The sequence below is a fragment of the Kribbella amoyensis genome (assembly GCF_007828865.1).
Lineage (GTDB): Bacteria > Actinomycetota > Actinomycetes > Propionibacteriales > Kribbellaceae > Kribbella > Kribbella amoyensis.
This window is the reverse complement of the sequence record NZ_VIVK01000001.1, coordinates 4,059,973-4,077,186: the sequence shown is the minus strand read 5'-3', so window position 1 is coordinate 4,077,186 and position 17,214 is coordinate 4,059,973. Positions and strand designations below refer to the sequence as shown.

16 protein-coding genes, 2 tRNA genes and 1 pseudogene are annotated in these 17,214 nt (G+C 67.6%); 8 read left to right on the top strand and 11 right to left on the bottom strand.

Annotated features, from left to right (window positions below; genetic code table 11):
• Positions 1 to 45: 45 nt before the first annotated feature.
• From clpX to FB561_RS19315, 5 genes are all read right to left on the bottom strand, one after another.
• A complete protein-coding gene (gene clpX / locus FB561_RS19335) occupies positions 46 to 1,341 on the bottom strand; it encodes an ATP-dependent Clp protease ATP-binding subunit ClpX (protein WP_145808584.1) in 1,296 nt (431 codons plus the stop codon).
• A gap of 228 nt (positions 1,342 to 1,569) precedes the next feature.
• Entirely contained in the window at positions 1,570 to 2,181 is a 612-nt protein-coding gene (locus FB561_RS19330; RefSeq protein WP_145808582.1) for an ATP-dependent Clp protease proteolytic subunit, read from the bottom strand.
• A 30-nt stretch (positions 2,182 to 2,211) separates the two neighbouring features.
• Positions 2,212 to 2,835: a ClpP family protease gene (locus FB561_RS19325; protein WP_145808580.1), complete on the bottom strand. Its 624-nt coding sequence runs from the start codon at positions 2,833 to 2,835 to the stop codon at positions 2,212 to 2,214.
• Positions 2,836 to 3,125: 290 nt separating this feature from the next.
• Positions 3,126 to 4,514 carry a trigger factor gene (gene tig, locus FB561_RS19320; protein ID WP_145808578.1) on the bottom strand — a complete coding sequence of 463 codons (1,389 nt, stop codon included), beginning with the start codon at positions 4,512 to 4,514 and terminating at the stop codon, positions 3,126 to 3,128.
• A gap of 78 nt (positions 4,515 to 4,592) precedes the next feature.
• Positions 4,593 to 4,665, bottom strand: a tRNA-Pro gene (locus FB561_RS19315).
• A gap of 122 nt (positions 4,666 to 4,787) precedes the next feature.
• Between FB561_RS19315 and FB561_RS19310 the strand changes: the two genes are divergently transcribed.
• Together FB561_RS19310 and FB561_RS19305 are read left to right on the top strand one after the other, a co-directional pair.
• Positions 4,788 to 4,861 (top strand) — tRNA-Gly (locus tag FB561_RS19310).
• 420 nt (positions 4,862 to 5,281) lie between these two features.
• Positions 5,282 to 6,454 (top strand): IS30 family transposase, encoded by a 1,173-nt coding sequence (locus tag FB561_RS19305; RefSeq protein WP_420371353.1) that lies wholly within the window; start codon positions 5,282 to 5,284, stop codon positions 6,452 to 6,454.
• Positions 6,455 to 6,648: 194 nt separating this feature from the next.
• On the opposite strand, the gene FB561_RS19300 is transcribed toward FB561_RS19305, so the two are convergent.
• A complete protein-coding gene (locus FB561_RS19300; protein WP_145808576.1) occupies positions 6,649 to 7,221 on the bottom strand; it encodes a GNAT family protein in 573 nt (190 codons plus the stop codon).
• A 169-nt stretch (positions 7,222 to 7,390) separates the two neighbouring features.
• On the opposite strand from FB561_RS19300, the gene FB561_RS19295 reads away from it, so the two are divergent.
• Together FB561_RS19295 and FB561_RS19290 are read left to right on the top strand one after the other, a co-directional pair.
• Positions 7,391 to 7,711 carry a hypothetical protein gene (locus FB561_RS19295; RefSeq protein WP_145808574.1) on the top strand — a complete coding sequence of 107 codons (321 nt, stop codon included), beginning with the start codon at positions 7,391 to 7,393 and terminating at the stop codon, positions 7,709 to 7,711.
• Positions 7,712 to 7,805: 94 nt separating this feature from the next.
• Positions 7,806 to 8,114 carry a hypothetical protein gene (locus FB561_RS19290; protein WP_145808572.1) on the top strand — a complete coding sequence of 103 codons (309 nt, stop codon included), beginning with the start codon at positions 7,806 to 7,808 and terminating at the stop codon, positions 8,112 to 8,114.
• A 42-nt stretch (positions 8,115 to 8,156) separates the two neighbouring features.
• On the opposite strand, the gene FB561_RS19285 is transcribed toward FB561_RS19290, so the two are convergent.
• Positions 8,157 to 8,423 carry a hypothetical protein gene (locus FB561_RS19285; RefSeq protein WP_145808570.1) on the bottom strand — a complete coding sequence of 89 codons (267 nt, stop codon included), beginning with the start codon at positions 8,421 to 8,423 and terminating at the stop codon, positions 8,157 to 8,159.
• Between the two features lie 242 nt (positions 8,424 to 8,665).
• Here FB561_RS19285 and FB561_RS19280 point away from each other — a divergent pair, with 242 nt between their 5' ends.
• Positions 8,666 to 9,334, top strand: a complete 669-nt coding sequence (locus FB561_RS19280; RefSeq protein ID WP_145808568.1) for a class I SAM-dependent methyltransferase — start codon at positions 8,666 to 8,668, stop codon at positions 9,332 to 9,334.
• Here the strand turns inward: FB561_RS19280 and FB561_RS38265 are convergent.
• Both FB561_RS38265 and FB561_RS38260 read right to left on the bottom strand, forming a co-directional pair.
• Positions 9,331 to 9,624, bottom strand: a pseudogene (locus FB561_RS38265) (dihydrofolate reductase family protein); the annotation flags it as partial. The gene FB561_RS19280 and the pseudogene FB561_RS38265 overlap by 4 nt on opposite strands.
• 24 nt (positions 9,625 to 9,648) lie before the next feature.
• Complete coding sequence (locus tag FB561_RS38260) at positions 9,649 to 9,897, bottom strand: dihydrofolate reductase family protein (protein ID WP_202880671.1); 249 nt, start codon at positions 9,895 to 9,897, stop codon at positions 9,649 to 9,651.
• A gap of 143 nt (positions 9,898 to 10,040) precedes the next feature.
• Between FB561_RS38260 and FB561_RS19270 the strand changes: the two genes are divergently transcribed.
• A complete protein-coding gene (locus FB561_RS19270) occupies positions 10,041 to 10,274 on the top strand; it encodes a hypothetical protein (RefSeq protein WP_145808566.1) in 234 nt (77 codons plus the stop codon).
• A gap of 5 nt (positions 10,275 to 10,279) precedes the next feature.
• Here FB561_RS19270 and FB561_RS19265 read toward each other — a convergent pair whose 3' ends face one another.
• Complete coding sequence (locus FB561_RS19265) at positions 10,280 to 12,049, bottom strand: vWA domain-containing protein (RefSeq protein WP_202880670.1); 1,770 nt, start codon at positions 12,047 to 12,049, stop codon at positions 10,280 to 10,282.
• A 4-nt stretch (positions 12,050 to 12,053) separates the two neighbouring features.
• Positions 12,054 to 13,115 (bottom strand): AAA family ATPase, encoded by a 1,062-nt coding sequence (locus tag FB561_RS19260; RefSeq protein ID WP_145808564.1) that lies wholly within the window; start codon positions 13,113 to 13,115, stop codon positions 12,054 to 12,056.
• A 430-nt stretch (positions 13,116 to 13,545) separates the two neighbouring features.
• On the opposite strand from FB561_RS19260, the gene FB561_RS19255 reads away from it, so the two are divergent.
• Both FB561_RS19255 and FB561_RS19250 read left to right on the top strand, forming a co-directional pair.
• Positions 13,546 to 15,210 carry an ABC transporter ATP-binding protein gene (locus FB561_RS19255; RefSeq protein WP_238334909.1) on the top strand — a complete coding sequence of 555 codons (1,665 nt, stop codon included), beginning with the start codon at positions 13,546 to 13,548 and terminating at the stop codon, positions 15,208 to 15,210.
• A complete protein-coding gene (locus tag FB561_RS19250; RefSeq protein ID WP_145808560.1) occupies positions 15,207 to 17,084 on the top strand; it encodes an ABC transporter ATP-binding protein in 1,878 nt (625 codons plus the stop codon). Before FB561_RS19255 ends, FB561_RS19250 begins: the two co-directional genes overlap by 4 nt.
• The last annotated feature ends 130 nt before the right edge of the window (positions 17,085 to 17,214 follow it).

Here is a 17,214-nt window from a genome sequence, read left to right as displayed (position 1 = left end):
CCGCCTTGCAGCGGAGCACCGGCCTCCTCGGAAACCTGGGTGGGATCAGGCGGTCTTCTCGCGCCGCTCCCGCTTGCGCTCGATCTGGTCCCGCGGGATCAGCGTGGGGTTGACGTTCTCCAGCACGACCTCGCCGGTGACGACGACCTTGGCGACGTCCTCGCGGCTCGGCACCTCGTACATCACGTTGAGCAGGACTTCCTCCATGATCGCCCGCAGCCCGCGAGCGCCGGTCCCGCGCAGCAGCGCCTGGTCCGCGATCGCCTCGACCGCGTCGTCGCTGAACTCCAGCTCGACGTTGTCGATCTCGAACAGCCGCCGGTACTGCTTGACCAGCGCGTTCTTCGGCTCGGAGAGGATCTTGATCAGCGCTTCCCGGTCCAGCGGGGACACGGTGGTGATCACCGGGAGCCGGCCGATGAACTCGGGGATCAGGCCGAACTTCAGCAGGTCCTCGGGCATGACGTCCGAGTAGCCGCCGATCTCCTTCGGCTTCTCGTCCTCGCGGACGGTGTTGAAGCCGAGCGTCTTCTTGCCGACCCGCTGCTCCACCATGTGGTCGAGGCCGGCGAACGCGCCGCCGACGATGAACAGCACGTTGGTGGTGTCGATCTGGATGAACTCCTGGTGCGGGTGCTTGCGGCCGCCCTGCGGCGGGACCGAAGCGGTGGTGCCCTCGAGGATCTTCAGCAGCGCCTGCTGCACGCCCTCGCCGGACACGTCCCGGGTGATCGACGGGTTCTCGCTCTTGCGGGCGATCTTGTCGACCTCGTCGATGTAGATGATCCCGGTCTCGGCCTTCTTGACGTCGTAGTCGGCCGCCTGGATCAGCTTGAGCAGGATGTTCTCGACGTCCTCGCCGACGTACCCGGCCTCGGTCAGCGCCGTGGCGTCCGCGATCGCGAACGGCACGTTCAGCATCCGGGCCAGGGTCTGGGCGAGGTAGGTCTTGCCGCAGCCCGTGGGGCCGATCAGCAGGATGTTCGACTTGGCGAGCTCGACCGCCTCGTCCTTCGCGTGCCGGCCGGCGCTCGAGGAGCCCTGACCGTCGCGGACGCGCTTGTAGTGGTTGTAGACCGCCACCGCGAGCGCCTTCTTGGCCACGTCCTGTCCGACGACGTAGGCGTTGAGGAAGTCGTAGATCTCGCGGGGCTTCGGGAGCTCCGTGAGGCCGACCTCGGAGCCCTCGTTCAGCTCCTCCTCGATGATCTCGTTACAGAGATCGATGCACTCGTCGCAGATGTAGACGCCGGGACCGGCGATGAGCTTCTTGACCTGCTTCTGGCTCTTACCGCAGAACGAGCATTTGAGCAGGTCGCCGCCGTCACCTATGCGTGCCACCGGGACAGATCCCTTCTCTGAGCAGTCGAACCGGGCCGTACCCCTTCTCCCCCGGTCCCGCTTCGACGGTACCGCGCCGAGGGCCGAAACGCCGCTGTCGTCGCCGCGTTGTGACTACGCCGCTGGCGAACGCCGGGCCCTCTTGACAGCACCGCCGAGGCGGGCCAACTACCGGGAACGAGACGTCCTGCGCCGTGGTCCGCACGGATCCCGGCGCAGGACATGGGGTCAGACGCCCGCCGGAACCGGGGTCTTCAGGGTCTGCAGGACGTCGTCGATCAGGCCGTACTCGATCGCCTGGTCGGCGGTCAGGAACTTGTCCCGCTCGATGTCGCGGGAGATCTCCTCGTGCGGCTTGCCGCTGGCCTCGGCGAGCATCTTCTCCAGCAGCGCGCGCAGGCGGAGGATCTCGTTCGCCTGGATCTCGATGTCGCTGGACTGGCCGTAGGTGCCCTCGGTGGCCGGCTGGTGGATGATGATCCGGCTGTTCGGCAGCGCGAGCCGCTTGCCCGGAGTCCCGGCGGCGAGCAGCACCGCGGCGGCCGAGGCGGCCTGGCCGAGGCAGACCGTCTGCACGTCCGGCTTGATGTAGCGGATCGTGTCGTAGATCGCGGTCAGCGCGGTGAACGAGCCACCCGGCGAGTTGATGTAGATGCTGATGTCGCGGTCGGAGTCCATCGACTGCAGGCACAGCAGCTGCGCCATCACGGCGTTCGCGATCTCGTCCGTGATCGGCGTGCCGAGGAAGATGATCCGGTCCTCGAACAGCTTCGTGTACGGATCGATCCGGCGCATGCCGTACGACGTGCGCTCCTCCCACTGCGGGATGAAGTAGTTCATGGGGTGTCCTTTACGGCTCTGAGTGGGAGATCAGGAGTTCGGGCCGCCGCTGCCGAGCTGCGCGGCAGAAGCGACGACGTGGTCGATGAAGCCGTACTCGCGAGCCTGGTCGGCGGTGAACCACCGATCCCGGTCGGCGTCGTTCTCGACCTGCTCCAGCGGCTGGCTGGTGTGCTCGGCGATCAGCCGGAACAGCTGCGCCTTGATGTGCAGCGACTGCTCGGCCTGGATCTTGATGTCCGACGCCGTACCGCCCATACCGCCGGACGGCTGGTGCATCATGATCCGGGCGTGCGGAAGGGCGAACCGCTTGTCCTTCGCGCCCGCGCAGAGCAGGAACTGGCCCATCGACGCGGCCAGGCCCATACCGACGGTGGCGACGTCGTTGGAGATGTACTGCATGGTGTCGTAGATCGCCATGCCCGCGTCGACCGAACCACCCGGCGAGTTGATGTACAGCCAGATGTCCTTGTTCGGGTCCTCGGCGTTGAGGAGCAGCATCTGCGCGCAGATCGCGTTCGCGTTGTCGTCGCGAACCTCGGACCCCAGGAAGATGATCCGGTTCGTCAGCAGACGCTGGTAGATGTGGTCGTCGAGTCCGCCGGATCCGTTGCCGCCCGCGGCGGTGGGGCTGGCTGCAAGTGTCTCGTTCACGAAGCCGACATTACTGGGCGACGGCGACAGACCTAAGACCGGTCGGCGGGTGTTCGCTCACGGCGCACGCTGTCTGCCCTGAGCGAATCCGCCGCGAGGCCCCCGGCCCGTACTCCGCGCCGCCGAGCGCGGGGAGTTTGTGTCCGGCCACGCTGCGTCGGCGGTGTTTTCCCACCAACGCCCGCTGGACGCGAGTACGCCCCGGACCCTGCGCGGGCTCCGGGGCGTACCTCGGTGGTTCGTCAGGCCTTGGATCAGGCCGTCGGCCAGGCTGTGACCCAGCCTGTGGCTCAGGCCTTGGCCGGCTCTTCCTCGGCCGGGGCCTCGTCGGCGGCGGCGGCCTCCGGGTCGGCGTAGGTGCCGTCCGGCTGCAGGGTCTTCAGCTCGACCGCGTTGCCGGAGGCGTCGGTGACCTTCGCGTTCTCGACCAGGTGCGCGAGCGCCTTGCCGCGGACGACCTCGGACACCAGGCTCGGGACCAGGTTGTTCTCGACCGCGTGCTGGGCGAACTGGTCCGGGCTGACGCCGGAGCGCTGCGCGTGCCGGACGATGTGCTCGGTCAGTTCCTGGTCGTTGACGCTGAGCTCCTGCTCCTCGGCCACCAGGTCGAGCACGAACTGGGCCTTGATCGCGTCCTCGGAGCGCTTCTTCAGGTCCTCGTCGAACTCTTCCTGGGTCTGCTCCTCACCCTCGAGGAACTGCTCCATGGTCATCCCGGAGTACCCGAGCTGCTGCTCCAGGTTCTCCTTGCGGGCGGCCAGCTCGTCGGTCAGCAGGCCCTCGGGGACCGGCACGTCGACCAGGGTGAGGATCTTCTCCAGCACCGCGTCGCGGGCGTCGCCGGCCTGCTCGAGCCGCTTGCCGCGCTCCAGCCGGGTCTGCACGTCGGCGCGCAGCTCGTCGGCGGTGTCGAACTCCGACGCGGTCTGCGCGAACTCGTCGTCGAACTCCGGCAGCTCCTGCTCCTTGACCGCGGTGACGGTGACCTCGACGTCGACGTCCTCACCCTTCAGCGCGCCGCCGACCAGCTGGGTCACGAAGGAGTTCGACTCCCCCGCGGACAGCCCGGTCACGGCCTCGTCCAGGCCGTCGAGCAGCTGGCCGCTGCCGACCTGGTACGACAGGCCGGTGGCCTGCGCCTCCTCGACCTTCTCGCCGTCCTTGCTGGCCGACAGGTCGAGGGTGATGAAGTCGTTGTCGCCGACCGCGCGCTCGACCGGGTTCAGCGAGCCGAACCGCTGCCGCAGCGCCTCGATCTGCTCGGTGATCTCGTCGTCACTGACCGCGATGTCCTCGACGCTGGCCTCGAGCCCGGCCAGGTCCGGCAGGGTGATCTCCGGCCGCACCTCGACCTCGGCGGAGAACTGCAGGCTCTCCTTGTCGTTGAACTCGGTCACGTCGACCTCGGGCCGGCCGATCGCCTTGACCTGGTTGTCCTGCACCGCCTGCGAGTACAGCTTCGGCAGCGCGTCGTTGATCGCCTCCTCCAGCACCGGGGCGCGACCGACCCGCTGGTCGATCACCTGCGGCGGAACCTTGCCCTTGCGGAAGCCCGGGACCACGATCTGCTGGGCGATGCTCTGGTACGCCGCGTCGAGGCTCGGCTTGAGCTCCTCGAACGGCACCTCGACGATGAGCTTGACCTTGGTCGGGCTCAAGGACTCGACGGTGCTCTTCACGGTGGCGGTTCTCCTTGATCGATGACATTCACAACGCGGCCAGGACAGCCCACGCTGCAGGGGTACTGCAGGGGTTTGTCGGGGCGACAGGACTCGAACCTGCGGTCTCCTGCTCCCAAAGCAGGCGCGCTAGCCACTACGCTACGCCCCGCAGTGACCGCACGAGTCTAGTGGACGCGGACCACTGCTCGCGCCCCCACCCTCCCAGACACCCGTTTTGAGTCCAACCACCCCGATGTGGAATCATGTGCGAGCACTCCGCAAGGAGCGCCCGCGGGTGTAGCTCAATGGTAGAGCCCCAGTCTTCCAAACTGGCTACGCGAGTTCGATTCTCGTCACCCGCTCCAAAGGCAAAGGCCCAGGTCAGGGCGGGTTCACGTGGTCGTCGCAACACCTCGATTTGAGGAGTTGCGGCGGCCATGTCGTTTTCGGAGGATCTTGAGCGTCACGGTGATGCTTTGGTGCGGATGGTTGATGCGGGGGTCGCGGTAGCGGCGGCGTGTGACGCGCTGGGAATCAAGCGGGGTCGTGGTTACGAGATCTTGCGAGCACGTGGTGGTGGGTCTGGCCGACGAACGGTCATCACCGACGCGGTGCGGGGGCAGGTGATCGCGGTGTTCGGCGAGTCCGCGAGCATCAACCGTGCTGCGATCGCCTGCGGGGTGAGTCATGGCACTGCCCGGCGGATCCTGGTCGCGGCCGGGCTGGTGCCCGCGGTGACGGCTGTGAGGGGCAAAGTGCAGGCGAGGGCGCGGTTCACCGGGTTGATCGAGTCGGGATGGTCGATCACGCGCGCGGCCCGGGAGGTGGGCGTGAACCGGCGCACCGGGCTGGATTGGTGTCGCGGAGTCCGCAAGGTGAACAACACGCGGATCCATCCCGGCGGGCGGGTCGTGGACTCCGGCGCCGCTGCCCGGTATCTGACTTCCATGACCGGACCAGCTGAGGTTGTGATCAGTGACCGTTACCTGTGCCTGGATGAACGGCTGGCGATTGCCGACGGGTTGATCAACAAGCTCACCCTCACCGCGATCGCGGCCGGCATCGGTAAGAACAAGTCCACGGTCTCTCGTGAGGTCCGTGCACACAGCATCGAAGGGCTTTACCTGCCGTACCAGGCCCACCGTGACGCTGCGGCGGCCCGGGCCCGGCCCAAGGCCTCGAAGCTGGTTACCGACGCCGCGCTGCGTGACCGGGTCGAGCTGGGCCTGGAACGGAAGTTGTCACCGGAGCAGATCTCGAACAGGCTCGTCAAAGACTTCCCCGATGACGAGAGCATGCGCGTGAGCCACGAAACGATCTACCAAGCGCTGTACTTCCAGGCCCGCGGCGGCCTCAAACGCGAAGTCCAGACCGCGCTGCGCACCGGCCGGACCCGCCGCCAACCCCAACGACAGCCCGGGCAACGCCGGCACCGGTTCGTCGACGAGATGATCATGATCTCCGAACGGCCGGCCGAGGCCGAGGACCGCGCGGTCCCCGGCCACTGGGAAGGCGACCTGATCATGGGCGAGAACAACCAGTCCGCGATCGCGACCCTGGTCGAACGCGCCACCCGCTACACGATGCTGGTCCACCTGCCCGGCGGCCACGACGCCGAACAGGTCCGTGACGGCCTCATCGCGACGATGCAGACCCTGCCCGAACACCTGCGCGGCTCGCTGACCTGGGACCAGGGCAGCGAGATGGCCCGCCACAAGCAGTTCACCATCGCCACCGACATCGCCGTCTACTTCTGTGACCCACACTCACCCTGGCAGCGCGGCACCAACGAAAACACCAACGGACTGCTCCGCCAGTACTTCCCCAAAGGCACCGACCTGTCCGTCCACGGACCCGCAGACCTCGAACACGTCGCCCAAGAACTCAACGCCCGACCACGCAAAACGCTCGACTGGGACACCCCAGCCGAGCGCTTGCGTGATCTACTCACCACCTAGAAACCAAGGCGGTGTTGCAACGACCCCTTGAAACTGCCCAGAGGCACGATCCTCCATCCTGGGCCTTTCCCTTACCTGAGGCGCTCCCCCCGCCTCGTGCGATCAGCGTGCGACTGGCCGGTCAGCACCGGGTCCCCGTCGTCGCCTTCCAGCTATCAGGCAGAGGCGGCAGGCCTGGGGTATCGGGCTTGCGTCTACAACTCGTCCTTGAGCCACAGCGGAGCTTGTCCAAATGTTTCCCGATGCTGCTGTGACTTCTCCGTCAAGAAGCATGCAAGGAGTACCTGAGGCGTCAGCTCGGCGCGGGTTTTGTCATCGCCGACGACGATCCTCGCCTCAGGTACAGGGTCCCAGCCGGAATTCCTGGCGTAGAACCCTTGGCTTTCCGGCTCACAGCAGATGAGACCCAGGTCCGCATCGCTTTCCTCAATCCAGCGACTCGCCTTCTCCACAAGCTTGCCTGCCCAGCCCTCGCGGCGGAAGGGCGGAAAGGTGAGCACACTAGTGGGAGCGTAGGCCCTGTATGTCACGCCTTCAGGCGTCACGTCACGATGCACAACCTCTAGGTGACTGACGACGAGGTCACCGGCGATGTACAGCATGTGGTGCGGGTCGTATTCCGGATTCGTGATCCAGTCTCGATGCCGGAGGCTGCCTGTGAAGCCATCAGGCCAGACGATCCGGAGAAAAGACAGAACCTGATACTTCAGTAAAGGCGGCAAGGCTCCGTCGTCGAACTCAACGAGTTGAACCTCCTCGGAAGACATGCAGCCGAGTCTCCGGTCGTGTTAACCATCTGTGCAATCCAATTCGACGACCTCGAGCCTGCGCCTTCCGTCGAAGCGGGCCACCGACCGACCGCGTGCCATTAGCCGCTCAGGGGGTGTTGGGCGGCGTCATCCTCCTAGCCGCAACTGCGGGTCGTAACCTCCGCAGATGGAACTAGATCCGCCCAGGCTCGTCGATCGGTGGCCGAAGCTCGGCCGGCAGCTCAGAGAGGCGCTCGTCCGCGACGACGAGGCCGGCCTGGCGAGTCAGGTAGACGGGCTGCTCATCCTCGAAATGTGCAGCTGCGACGACGACTTCTGTCAGAGCTTCTACACCCAACCGGCGCCCAACGGGGCCTACCCCGCGGACCGGCACCGCAACTGGTACCCCGAGGATGACCAACCGGGATGGAATGGCCATCTGATCCTCGACGTGGTCGATGAACGCATCGCCTTCGTCGAGGTGCTGCACCGCCCGCCGCTCGATTGAACTGGTCACAGAAGCCCGAGGCCGCGGGCCTTCGTCACGCCGGGGACCAAGTCCAGGGCCTCGACGTGCCACCCGCGTCAGCGACGATGACCAGATGGACTCACCGATCGCGACGGACTGCCTGGTCGAGGTCGATCTGCGGCGATCCGGATTCATCGACTGGAACTACTCGTCGGGTACTGGCGATATCGCCGAGCTGATCCTGTATCCACTCGCATGGCTTCTCAACTGGCTCACCCATCTGATCGTGTTCCGCGGCGGCTGGACGATCCGCGTCTATCGGTCCGGCAGCGGCAAGACCCGCTACCGGCGCAAGACCACAGCGCTCGCGGACGTAGAGCGCCAGATGCGGCTGGCCCGAGCGACCCTCGATCCGTCCCGGACAACACGTAGCCGGCAGTGACACGATCGCGGATGGAGACTTAGTTTGTGCGCCGTGAGCCAATCACCTGAGCGTTTCACGATCATTCCGGACGACTATCACGTGCCGTACGCCGGTACCGCCGAGGACGGGCGGAAGTTCTTCCTCAGTGACGAACTGTTCAGCGACGAATCTGGCTATGTCGGGCTGTTCCTCTGGAAGGCCGACGGGACGTACGACGAGGTCAAGGTCGACGAGGTAGGACGCACCAGGGGCGTACCTCCGGGTCAGGCTGCCTCGGCCGGCGCGGATGACCTCGTCGCCGCGCGCCTGGCCGAACTCGGGAAGCACGTGCTGGAGCCGATCGAGGTCGAGCCGTTCACCGAGGAGGGTCAGCGGCGTGACCTTCGGCTGGCTGGGCAGCGAGTTCGAAGGCGTCTACTCGATCAACATCGAACCAGGAGACTTCATCGCGTACTACGAACCCTGGGACGGCCTCCACTACGACACGTAGCGCGTCGTGGCCCGCGACTCCACCAAGCGCCATGACGTCCATTTGATCCCGCCAGAATGGGGCGCGGAGGAGGTGCTTGATGACGGTTGCTCGTTATGACGGGTTGGCTGATTGGTATGACGAGGCTAATGCGGGTGCGGCCGAGGCCAATCGGGAGCCGTTGGTGGATTTGTTGGGGTCGGGTGGTGGGCTTTGTCTGGATCTTGGGTGTGGGACTGGGCAGAATTTGCAAACCTTGCGGAGTACCGGGCGTACCGTCGTCGGGCTTGAGTACTCCGCGGATCAGCTGCGGCTTGCCCGGGGACGTGCCGGGCGTGGTGAGGTGCTGATTCAGGGCGACGCCGCCGTACTGCCGTTTGCCGACGGCGTCTTCTCCACGGTCGCGGCCCTGTGGCTCTCCACCGATGTCGACGACTTCGCCGCTGTCCTGGGTGAGGCGGCTCGCGTACTGCGGCCGGGTGGGGTCGTGGTGTTCTACGGTGCTCACCCGTGCTTCAACGGGCCGCATACCGAGGGTCGGGCCGATGAGGGGCGCATCGTTCATCCGACGTACCGCAGAGTCGGTTGGCATCCGCCGGCGCCTTGGTGGGGTGTCGGCGGGATTCGGCAGCGGCTTGGGATGCGGCATGTACCGCTGGCCGAGTTGCTCAACGCGTTTGCCGAGGCGGGCCTGGTGATCACACGGACCGTGGAGCCGCGGAGCGAGCCGGTGCCGTGGGTGCTGGGTCTGCGTGCCGAGAAGCGTTAGCTGGTAGGTCGGCCAACGCGGTAGGTGACGAGGAGGTGGCCGCTCGGTGAGGTGGTACCGCGGATCGTTTCCAGCTGGATGGGCGGCAACTCGTCGAACAGGCGTTTCCCGTTCGCGGCGATCGTCGGGGCGATGACGAGCCGGAGTTCGTCGACCAGGCCGGCGGCCAGCAGCGTACGAGTGACCGAGATGCTGCCGTGGATCCCGACGTCGCCGCCCGGCTGGTCCTTCAGCTTCCGGACGAAGCCGACCAGGTCGCCGTCGATCACGGTCGAGTTGGCCCATTCCTGGTCGAGCGGCGTGGACGTGGCGACCTACTTCGGTGCGGCGTTGACGAAGGACGCGAAAGGCTCGATCTCGCTGGTCGGCCAGAATCCGGCCCATTCGTCGTAGGTACGCCGACCGAGAATCACCGTGTCCTGACTGGCGATGAGCTCGGCCCCGCTGGCGTCCGTCTCCTCGTCCCACCCGGTGAGAAACCGATCCGGAGCCTCGGCCACTCCGTCGAGCGACAGGAAATACCCGGCGACAACCTTACGAGCGGACCGATCCTCAACCGCCATGAAGCACTCCTTCAGCAGAATCACACGGACGAGTTACTGCTCACGGTAACCATTCGCGCGGTGGTCGAGCAGATGGTGGATGGTGCGAACTGGCGGACGCGGGCAGACTGTGGGGAGATCAGTTTCCGGGGGTTGGAGGGGGTATGGGGCGGAAGGCTTGGGGTGAGTTGAGTCCGCAGGAGCAGAAGCTTGCTGTGGCTGGTGGGGCTGTTGACGGGGTGCTTCGGCTGATCGCGCTGGTGGATCTGAAGCGGCGGTCGGCCGGCGAGGTTCGGGGGTCTCGTGGGGTTTGGGCTATCAGCGTCGGGTTGGTGAACTCGATGGGCCTGGTGCCGATCGCCTACTTCCTGTTCGGACGGCGCAAGGCGCACCCGTAGTCAGCTCACGCGGAAGACCGGACCCCTCGGGGTGAAGGGCAGGGTCGCTCCGCGGGATACCAGCCAGGCATGCGGCCGCCGGATGCGGACCACGTCGCACTCGCCGTCGGTGATGACCAGGATCGGGCCGTCGGGTGGGAAGTCGGGGGCGCGTTCCAGCAGGTCGATGCCGGGTGGAGGACGGTGCCGCCGCGCCCGCGAATATGGACGCGGCCCGCGATGTCGTCCACCAGGACGTACCCCGCGTCGTAGGCGGCCGCGTCGCAGTACACGACGCGGGCGGCGGGGACGTCGCGGGCGCGGGAGTACGACGCGATCGCGCCGAGCGCCTTGCCGAGGAGCTTGTGGTCCATCGAGCCGGACGTGTCCAGCACCACCCCGTACGTCGGGAGCCGCTCCAGCGCGAGCGGGCGGACCCAGGCCGGTCGCGGGATGTCGGGCGTACTCGCCTGCCTGCGTGAGGCGCGGGCGTACGTCCGAGTGGGCGTCGCGGACGGTACGTACTCCTCGAACCAGCGGGCCAACTCCGCGTCCCAAGCGAGCGGAGGGTGTTCCAGGGCGCGGATCTCCGCGACAAGTCCCGCGGGCAGCAGGCCGCGGCTGGAATCGTGGTACGCGAGTCCCGTGGTCAGCGCGCGACGGTAGATGTCGTCGAGCCCCGCACCACGCACACCCTCCCCCGGATGCGGCAGCGGCTCACCGAGGACGTCACCGAGCCCCACACCGCGCATGGTCGCCAGCTTGCGGTAGCGGCGCAGGTCCTTGGCGATCCGGTCGTACACCGCTTCCGCCGACAGCCCCTTCAGCTCCGGATCGTGCAGCGCGCCGTCGGGCATCACCCCGACACCCATCTCCAGCAGCCAGCCGTTGATCACCAGGTCCGCGGCCACGTTCCACAGGTACGGGTCCCGCCAGGCCACGCGGTCCCCGTGGCGCAGTGCGGCGTGCAGCATCTCGTGCGCCATCACGAACCGCCACTCCGCCGACGTGAGTCCGGCCAGTGGGTTCACGTAGATCTCGCCGGCTGCCGCGTTCACCGCGGCCACCTGGATGTCCCAGTTCCGGGCCAGCTCGACGTTCGCGACCACCTTCATCGACGCGGCCAGCGCGCCCAGCAGCGGGTACGACGCCACGAACCACCCGAGCGCGCCCGTCCATACCTCGGTCCGCTCCCCCGTGTCGGTCAGTGAGGACCGCGCTCCACCAGCGACGTCCACGGCCGCCGTCGCCGCAGCGGAAAGTCCCGCGGCGAACCGGTCCGTCCAGTTCATCGGACGACCCCAGATCCGCTTCAGGAGGATGTCGCTCGCTCCCCCGGCGACCCCACCTCGCGCGTACTCCTCCGGTACGGTGTCCGACCGCCACCGCCGGACCAGCTCGTCCTCGTCGGTCTCGGGCAGGACGACCGGGAGTTCGACCACCGGGCGACCGAGCTTCAACGTCGTGAGGAACCGGTTCACCGCGACGCAACAGGCCGCCGCGGACGCGTGATCGGGGTCGGGCCGGTTCGGATCGGTGTGGTCCAGCCCGAGGTGGATGAGCAGGTGCGCGAACACCCACGTCCACTCCTCCGGCGTCGCCCGGCGGGTCCGGTGGACGTGGATCATTCCCGAGCTGTCCACGATCGCCCACCCGTCAGCAGGGACCAGGTCGCTGCGGGCCGGGTCGTACCGGCTCATCGGGCCGAACAACGGGTGCGACTCGACCACGGACCAGCCGGCCGTGATCGCCTCCCAGCCCGGGTCCCGCTGCTTGGCCTGGCGCCGGCGGGCCACGGTCTCAGCTCCGGGCGGCGACAAGCCGCGGCAGGTCCCGGGTGACCTCGACCAGGAACCAGGTCGGCAGGACGGCGCGGCCGTCGTCGTCCGAGGCGATCACCAGCTGCGCGACCTCGAGCGAGATCTCCGCCAGCTCGACCAGCAGCGCCTTGCCGCGGTGCGCCAGCTGCCGGGCGGCCGCACTGCCGGACGCCTTGTCCGCGGGCAGCTCCTTGACCAGCCGGGCCCGGAACGTCTCGGCCAGGAAGTACAGCAGGTCGCGGTCCTCGGGCGCGGCCGGCCAGCCGGTCTCCCCCTTGAGCACCGCCTCCAGCCCGTACGCGTTGCGCACCGTCTTCACGTAGGCACGGAACGTGGACGCGTGCGCGGCCGTGACCGTCCCGAAGGCAAGGATCCGCAGGGTCTCGTCGTCGATGCCGTCACCGTACGAGTGCAGCGCGTCGGACAGCATGTGCCAGGACCGCGGCGAGGAGAACGGCTCCTCCGTCTTCGGCGGCGCGACCCACAGGTGGTCCGGCCGGTTCCGCAGGTACTCCAGGACCCACGGGTGGATCCCGGCGCCGCCGGCCCAGCGGATCCAGTCGGACGCCGACGCCCGCAGGTGGACGTGCACCAGCCGGTTGACCAGGGCGGACGCCATCGGACGGGCCAGCGCGTTGTCGGTGGCCCGGTTCCCGGCGCCGATCACGACCGAGCCCTCGGGCAGCTCGTACTCCCCGATCCGGCGGTCCAGGATGAGCGAGTAGAACGCCTTCTGCACCTCGGCCGAGGACGCGTTCAGCTCGTCCAGGAACAGGCAGTACGGCTCGTCGCGGGCGATGCTCGTCGGCGGGGCGAACCGGCTCCGGCCGTCGACCAGCTGCGGGACGCCGATCAGGTCCTCCGGCGCGAGCTGGGTGCCGAGCAGCGTGACGCACTCCAGGCCGAGCGACTCGGCGAACGACCGCACCAGACTGCTCTTGCCGATCCCGGGCGCTCCCCACAGGAACACCGGCCGGACGACCGCGACGTGCAGCAACACCTCGGGCAACGACCCCGGCGTCACGGTGACAGCAGCCTGCATCCAGTCCCTTCTCCCCTTGCCTCGGCCAGCAGGATCCCGCGCGGATCGCTGTCCTGTCACCTGATTTCCGGCCGCCGACTGATCATGGTTCGTAATCAGTGTGAACCCGGTCACCGCGCCGGACCGGATTTGGTCATTGCACAAAGCTGTAATTGTTCACCGGGGAATGGAAAGGGCAGGACAAGCGCTTACCTCTACGCGATACTGGAAGACGCGCCGTTTTCCGGTCGCAGGTCATGTCTGCCGCTCGTCGGCCGGTCATGCCCTCCAACTCCCGAGCATGTTGGGAAGTGCGCCCGTCCAGATGCCCCCAGATCAACGCGTCCAGAAACCCTCGATCGCGTCCTCTTCCAGCCGAGCCCCCGAGCGTAGCCGCAATCTCTGGCGGTTGCGCCCCTATTTGAAGCCCCACAAATGGCGGCTGTCGATCATGTTCACGACAGCCATGCTGGGCGTCGGCGTCAGCCTCTCCATCCCCCTCGTCACCCGAGCGATCATCGACGGCCCGGTCACCCGCCGCGAGCTCAGCCTGCTGGTCCCGCTCGCCCTCCTCGCCCTCGGCCTCAGCATCGCCGAGGTCATCCTGGTCTGGGCCCGCCGGTGGGCCCAGTCCCGCACCGTCAGCGACCTGGAGGCCACCCTCCGGCACGACCTGTACGTCCGGCTGCAGTCGCTGCCGATGGAGTTCCACACCCGCTGGCAGAGTGGCCAGCTGCTGTCCCGGGTCACCACCGACCTGTCCACCATCCGCCGGTTCATGGGCTTCGGCCTGCTGTTCCTGGTGATGAACATCCTCCAGCTGGTCGTCGTCACGATCCTGCTGCTGCAGCTGTACTGGCCGCTCGGCATCGTCGTCCTGCTGGCCGCGGTACCGATCATCACGGTGTCGCTGAAGTTCGAGCGCAAGTACCTGGTCATCTCCCGCACCGTCCAGGACCAGCAGGGCGACCTGGCCACCCAGATCGAGGAGTCCGCGCTCGGGTTCCGGGTGATCAAGGCGTTCGGCCGCCGTCAGCACGTCCAGCAGCAGTTCGACGACGGCGCCAAGACGTTGTACGGCACCGAGGTCGAGAAGGTCCGGCTGGCGTCGAGGTTCTGGAGCTTCCTCGGCGTGATCCCGAACCTGACCCTGGTGATCGTGCTGCTGCTCGGCGCGCTCGCGGTCGGCCGGGAGTCGATCACCCTCGGCACCCTGGTCGCCTTCATCACGCTGATGCTGTCGCTGATCTGGCCGGTCACCTCGCTCGGCGCGATCCTGGCGATGGCGCAGGAGGCGATGACCGCGGCGGACCGGATCAGCGAGATCCTCGACACCTGGTCCACCATCCAATCCGGACCGGAGGAGCTCGAGCACCCGCGCGGCCACCTGCGGTTCGAGAACGTCGGCTTCCGGTTCTCCGACGACACCGCGGAGGTGCTGCACGACGTCAACCTCGACCTCACGCCCGGGACCACGCTGGCCCTGGTCGGGGCGACGGGGTCCGGCAAGACCACCCTCACCTCGCTGGTCCCCCGCCTGTACGACGTGACCGCCGGCCGGATCACGATCGATGGGCACGACATCCGCGACCTCACCCTGCCGTCGCTGCGCAGCGCGGTCGCGTCCGCGTTCGACGACCCGACGCTGTTCTCGATGAGCGTCCGGGAGAACCTCACCCTCGGCCGGCCGGACGCGACCGAGGCCGAGGTCCAGCAGGCGCTCCAGGTAGCCCAGGCCCAGTTCGCCAACGACCTGCCCTGGGGCCTGGACACCCGGGTCGGTGAGCAGGGCATGTCGCTGTCCGGCGGTCAGCGGCAGCGGCTCGCGCTCGCCCGGGCGGTGATCGCCCGCCCGGCCGTCCTGGTGCTCGACGACACCCTGTCGGCGCTGGACGTGCACACCGAAGCACTGGTCGAGGAGGCGCTGCGCAACGTACTCGCCGACACGACCGGCATCGTGGTCGCGCACCGGGCGTCCACGGTGATGCTGGCCGACAAGGTGGCGCTGCTGGAGAACGGCACGGTCACCCACGTCGGTACCCATCAGGAGTTGCTCGCCGAAGTCCCGGCGTACCGGCTGCTGCTCGCGGCCGAGGAAGAGGAGGTGCACGCATGACGACGACCCAGCAGACACCTCCGGCCGAGGACGAGCGGGACGAGGAGAAGAATCCCGAGCAGTCCTGGCGGGGGGTGTTCGAGGACGAGGGCGACCGGGAGTTGTCGAGGGCAACGACCATCCGGTTGAAGGAGGACTCGCGCAAACTGCTCGGCGAGCTGCTCCGCCCGTACCACAAGATGATCTGGCTGCTGGTCGTGATCGTCGTGGTCGAGAACGCGGCCCGGCTCGCGGTGCCGTACCTGGTCCACCTCGGCATCGACAACGGCATCCCGCCGATCCTCGCCGGGGAGGGCGCCACCACGCTGATCACGGTGGTGATCGGCGTGTTCGCGATGGCGCTGCTGCAGGCGTTCGCGCGGCAGGTGTTCCTGATGCGGTCGGGGCGGCTCGGGCAGACGATCCTGCTCGGGCTGCGCCGCCGGGTGTTCGACCACTTCCAGCGGCTCAGCCCGTCGTTCCACGACAAGTACACCTCGGGCCGGGTGATCTCGCGGATGACGTCCGACGTGGGCGTCATCGACGAGATGCTGGCGAACGGGTTCGACGGCCTGGTGACGGCCCTGCTGACACTGATCGGTACGTCGATCCTGCTGCTCACGCTGGATCTCAAGCTCGGCCTGCTGGCCCTCCTGTCGTTCCCGGTCCTGCTGCTGATCACCGCCTGGTTCCGGCGCCGGTCGGCGGTCGTCTACCGGCGGACCCGGGAGACCGTCGTCCTGGTCATCGTGCACTTCGTCGAGTCGATGACCGGGATCCGCGCGGTGCAGGCGTTCCGCCGGGAGCCGCGGAACGAGGAGATCTTCCACGGCGTCAACGACAAGTACCGCGAGGCGAACCTGGAGTCGTTCCGGCTGAACGCGATCTTCATGCCGTCGATCAAGGGCGTCGGCAACATCACCATCGTGGCGATCCTGTTCTACGGCGGGTACCAGGCGTACCACGGCCACGTCACGGTCGGCGTGCTGACCGCGTTCCTGCTGTACCTGCGGCAGTTCTTCGAGCCGCTGCAGGACATCTCGCAGTTCTACAACACCTTCCTGTCCGCGAGCGCGGCGCTGGAGAAGCTGTCCGGCGTCCTCAACGAGAAGCCGGACGTGGCCGAGCCGGAGGAGCCGGCCGAACCGGCGAAGAAGGCCCGCGGGCACCTGGAGCTGCGCAACGTGCAGTTCCGCTACGTCGACGGGGTCCCGGTCCTGCCGGGGCTGGACCTGGACGTACCGGCCGGGCAGACGCTCGCCCTGGTCGGGACGACGGGTGCGGGCAAGACCACGATCGCCAAACTGGTGGCGCGGTTCTACGACCCGACCGGTGGCCAGCTGCTGCTGGACGGGATCGACCTGCGGCAACTGACCGAGGACGACCTGCGTGAGCGGGTGGTGATGGTGACGCAGGAGAACTTCCTGTTCACCGGCACGGTCGCCGACAACATCCGCTTCGGCAAGCCGGACGCGACGCTGGAGGAGGTGGTCGAGGCGGCGAAGGTGATCGGCGCCCACGACTTCATCACCCGGCTCCCGGAGGGCTACGAGACCCAGGTGGAGAAGCGCGGCAGCCGGTTGTCCGCGGGGCAGCGGCAGCTGGTCGCGTTCGCCCGCGCGTTCCTCGCCGACCCGGCGGTACTGATCCTCGACGAGGCCACGTCCAGCCTGGACATCCCGAGCGAGCGGCTGATCCAGCGCGCGCTCCGGACCATCCTGGCCGACCGGACCGCGATCGTGATCGCGCACCGGTTGTCCACCGTCGAGACCGCCGACCGGGTCATCGTCCTCGAACACGGCCGCATCATCGAGGACGGCGCCCCGCAGACCCTCGTCACCACCGGCGGCAACTACGCCGACCTGCACCAGGCCTGGGAGGACTCGCTGGCCTGATCCAGTGCCGCATCTCAGGGGTTGACCTCCGAGGTCGAGGGATGGCCCACCGAATTTCGGTGGGCCATCCCTTCATTTCCGGGGTTAACCCCTCAGATGCGCCGGCCGGGGGTTGGGTGCCGCAGATGCG